Origin of the sequence: Ferrovibrio sp., assembly GCF_029255545.1 — a bacterium.
GTDB lineage: Bacteria > Pseudomonadota > Alphaproteobacteria > Ferrovibrionales > Ferrovibrionaceae > Ferrovibrio.
Genome location: NZ_JANLJJ010000054.1, coordinates 1 through 3,548, shown reverse-complemented (window position 1 = coordinate 3,548; position 3,548 = coordinate 1). Strand labels below are relative to the sequence as shown.

The following is a 3,548-nucleotide window of genomic DNA, read 5'->3' as shown; positions in this document are numbered from 1 at the left end:
ACCGGGTGCGCGGCGCGGAAGCCGACCTGCAGGCGGTTCCACACGTTGATCGCGCCGATCAGCAGCGTGAGTTGCACCTGTTCGGCCTCGCTGAACTGGGCCTTGACCAGCTCGTAATCGGCATCCGGCGCGCCGGTTTCCGCGAGCCGGGTCAGCGCCTCGGTCCAGGCCAGGGCGGCGCGTTCGCGGTCGCTGTAGAGCGGGCTCTCGCGCCAGGCATTCAGCATATAGAGGCGCATTTCGGTTTCGCCGTGTTTGCGGGCGTCGGTGCTGTGCATGTGGATGCAGAAGGCGCAGCCGTTGATCTGCGAGGCGCGCATTTTCACCAGCTCCTTCAGGCTGTGTTCCAGGGTGGAACTGGCGAAGCTGGCTTCCAGCGCCATCATCGCCTTGATGCTTTCGGGGGCCAGCTTGTGGGGATTGGTCAGACGGGGGGTCATGGGGGTCTCCGGGGTTGAGCAAGTAGACACCGCATAGACGCGGCCGGGCCGGCCGTTGTGACAGCGCCTTGTGACAGCGCCTGTTGCGATATGGGGGTGGTTTCCGCCGGGACAGGACGGCCCGTTAAGCTTTGGGGACAGGTCATCCCGGGCCGGTCCGGGCATTGTGCCGGCCTGCGGGCGGCGTTAGACTCCATCGCTTTCCAGTGCCAAGAGGCCCTAAAGAATGAGCTGGGAAGCCGAGATCGCCGAACTCCGGCGCCGCGAAGACATGGCCCGCCGCATGGGCGGGGCCGACAAGATCAAGCGCCAGCATGATGGTGGCAAGCTGACGGTGCGCGAACGCATCGACCAGATGCTTGATGCCGGGTCCTTCCACGAGATCGGGGCCATTGCCGGTCGCGCCGTCTACGACGCCAGCGGCCAGCTGCAGGATTTCTCGCCCACCAACTTCGTCTTCGGTCGTGGCCGCGTGGACAACCGCCCCGTGGTGGTTGGCGGCGACGATTTCACCGTGCGCGGCGGCGCCGCCGATGCCGCCATCTGGCAGAAGCAGGTGATGGCCGAGCAGATGGCGCTGGAACTGCGCATCCCGATGATCCGCCTGGTGGATGGCACCGGCGGCGGCGGCTCGGTGAAATCGCTGGAGATGGAAGGCCGCACCTATGTGCCGCTGCTGCCCGGCTGGGAACATGCGGTCGCCAACCTGAGCACCGTGCCGGTGGTGGCGCTGGCGCTCGGCTCGGTTGCCGGTCTCGGCGCGGCGCGCACGGTCACCAGCCATTTCTCGGTGATGGTGGAAGGTATCTCGCAGATGTTCATTGCCGGGCCCCCAGTTGTGGCGCGCACCGGCGTGGAGATGACCAAGGAGGAACTGGGCGGCAGCGACATCCATGCCCGTGCCGGCGCCATCGACATGGCGGTGGCCAGCGAGGCCGAAGCCTTTGCCGCGGCAAAGCGCTTCCTGTCGTATCTGCCGCAATCGGTGCACGAGCTGCCGGCGCGGATTGCGCCGCAGGACAATCCGAACCGCCGCGAGGACAGGCTGCTTTCGGCCATCCCGCGCGACCGCCGCCGCGTCTACAAGACGCGCGACATCCTCGATGCCGTGCTGGACGAAGGCAGTTTCTTCGAGATGGGGCGGCTGTATGGCCGCTCGGCCATCACCGGCCTGGCGCGGCTGGATGGCTGGCCGGTCGCGGTGCTGGCCGGCGATCCCTATCATTACGGCGGCGGCTGGACCGCCGATGCCTCGCACAAGATCGTCCGCTTCATCGACCTGGCCGAAACCTTCCACCTGCCGGTGGTGCATTTCGTCGATATCCCCGGCTTCCTGATCGGGCCGGAAGCCGAGCAGAGCGGCACCATCCGTCATGGCGCCCGCGCGCTGACCGCCGTCTATCAGGCCAGCGTGCCGTGGTGCTCGGTCATCCTGCGCAAGGCGTTTGGCGTCGCCGGCGCCGGCCATTCCAATCACACCCGGCTGCGCTATCGTTATGCCTGGCCGTCGGGCGACTGGGGCAGCCTGCCGCTGGAAGGCGGCATCGAGGCGGCCTATCGCGCCGAGCTGGAGAAATCCGACGACCCGGCCGCTTTGCTGAAGGATATCGAAGACCGGCTGAACAAGGTGCGCTCGCCGTTCCGCACGGCGGAAGCCTTCCTGGTCGAGGAGATCATCGACCCGCGCGATACCAGGCCGCTGCTCTGCGAATTCGCCAATCTTGCCGCCCCGCTGCGTCAGACGGGGTTTTCAACCTTCGGGTACAGACCATGAGCAATTCCGAGATTCCCAACCTGCCCAACGAAAAGAAGCCGGCGCCGAAGTCAATCGTGCTGACCTCGCATCCCAGCAGCTCGGCCGGCAGCAAGCCGCTGCCGGTGGAATGGGGCGCCGCCGATCCGCAGCAGCGCGGCCCGATTGTCGCGACCCTGAAGAATCCCGGCGGCAAGAACGCGGTCGGCACTCACTCTGGCGCCTATTCGCTGTACCGCGCGCTGGCGATTGCCGCCGGCCAGCTCAAGGCCGAGCACAAGCCCGACCTCACCAACACGGCGCCGGCCGAGCCGATCGGTCCGTTCCCGCAATGGGCCGATGGCGAGAAGATCGTCTCGCTCGATCCCTGGGGCCATATGACCAGCGCGGTCTTCGCCCCGCAGATCAAGGCCGGCTGGGATATCCGCCCGACCATTGCGGTGACCAAGGCGCATATCAACATGCCCGAGCTGCAGCAGGCGATGCAGGCCGGCCGTCTGAAACCCGATGGCGACATCCTGGCCGCCAATGGCGACGTGAAGGTGACCAAGATGGCGGTCGAGCCGGTCTGGTGGCTGCCGGGCGTCGCCAAGCGCTTCAACATCAGCGAGACCGAGCTGCGCCGTGGCCTGTTCGAGCAGACCGGCGGCATGTTCCCCGAGCTGGTGACGCGTCCGGATCTCAAGGTTTTCCTGCCGCCCATCGGCGGCATGACCGTCTACCTGTTCGGCGACACCGCCAAGCTGGGCAAGACCCAGACCAGGATCGCCTGCCGCGTGCATGATGAATGCAACGGCTCGGATGTGTTCGGCTCGGATATCTGCACCTGCCGGCCCTATCTGGCCCATGGCATCGAGGTCTGCATCGAGACGGCGCAGCAGGGCGGGGTGGGCGTCATCGTCTATAACCGCAAGGAAGGCCGTGCCCTGGGCGAGGTGACCAAGTTCCTGGTCTACAACGCGCGCAAGCGGCAGGAGATGGGCGACCGCGCCGAGACCTATTTCCAGCGCACCGAATGCGTCGCCGGCGTGCAGGACATGCGGTTCCAGGAGCTGATGCCCGACGTGCTGCACTGGCTTGGCATCAGCCGCATCGACCGGCTGGTGTCGATGAGCAACATGAAGTACGACCCCATCGTCAACAGCGGCATCCAGGTGGTCGAGCGCGTGCCGATCCCCGACGAGCTGATCCCGGCCGATGCCCGCGTCGAGATGGATGCCAAGAAGGCGGCCGGCTATTTCACCGACCGGGTGCCGGACCAGGATGAGTTGAAAAAGGCCAAGGGCCGCGGTCTCGAGGAGTAAAGTATAGTGGGGAATCTGAATGATCCGGCGCAGGCGGTGGCCTGGCTGAGC

At 66.3% G+C, this 3,548-nt stretch carries 3 protein-coding genes; 2 read left to right on the top strand and 1 reads right to left on the bottom strand.

The features are described 5' to 3' along the window. On the bottom strand, positions 1 to 440 hold a 440-nt coding region (locus Q1J79_RS11150), incomplete at its 3' end, for a carboxymuconolactone decarboxylase family protein (protein ID WP_300300214.1). A gap of 226 nt (positions 441 to 666) precedes the next feature. Here Q1J79_RS11150 and Q1J79_RS11145 point away from each other — a divergent pair. Together Q1J79_RS11145 and Q1J79_RS11140 are read left to right on the top strand one after the other, a co-directional pair. Beyond that, positions 667 to 2,214, top strand: coding sequence for an acyl-CoA carboxylase subunit beta (locus Q1J79_RS11145; protein ID WP_300300213.1), 1,548 nt, complete (start codon positions 667 to 669; stop codon positions 2,212 to 2,214). Continuing rightward, positions 2,211 to 3,497, top strand: coding sequence for a GTP cyclohydrolase II (locus Q1J79_RS11140; RefSeq protein WP_300300211.1), 1,287 nt, complete (start codon positions 2,211 to 2,213; stop codon positions 3,495 to 3,497). Before Q1J79_RS11145 ends, Q1J79_RS11140 begins: the two co-directional genes overlap by 4 nt. Positions 3,498 to 3,548: the final 51 nt, after the last annotated feature.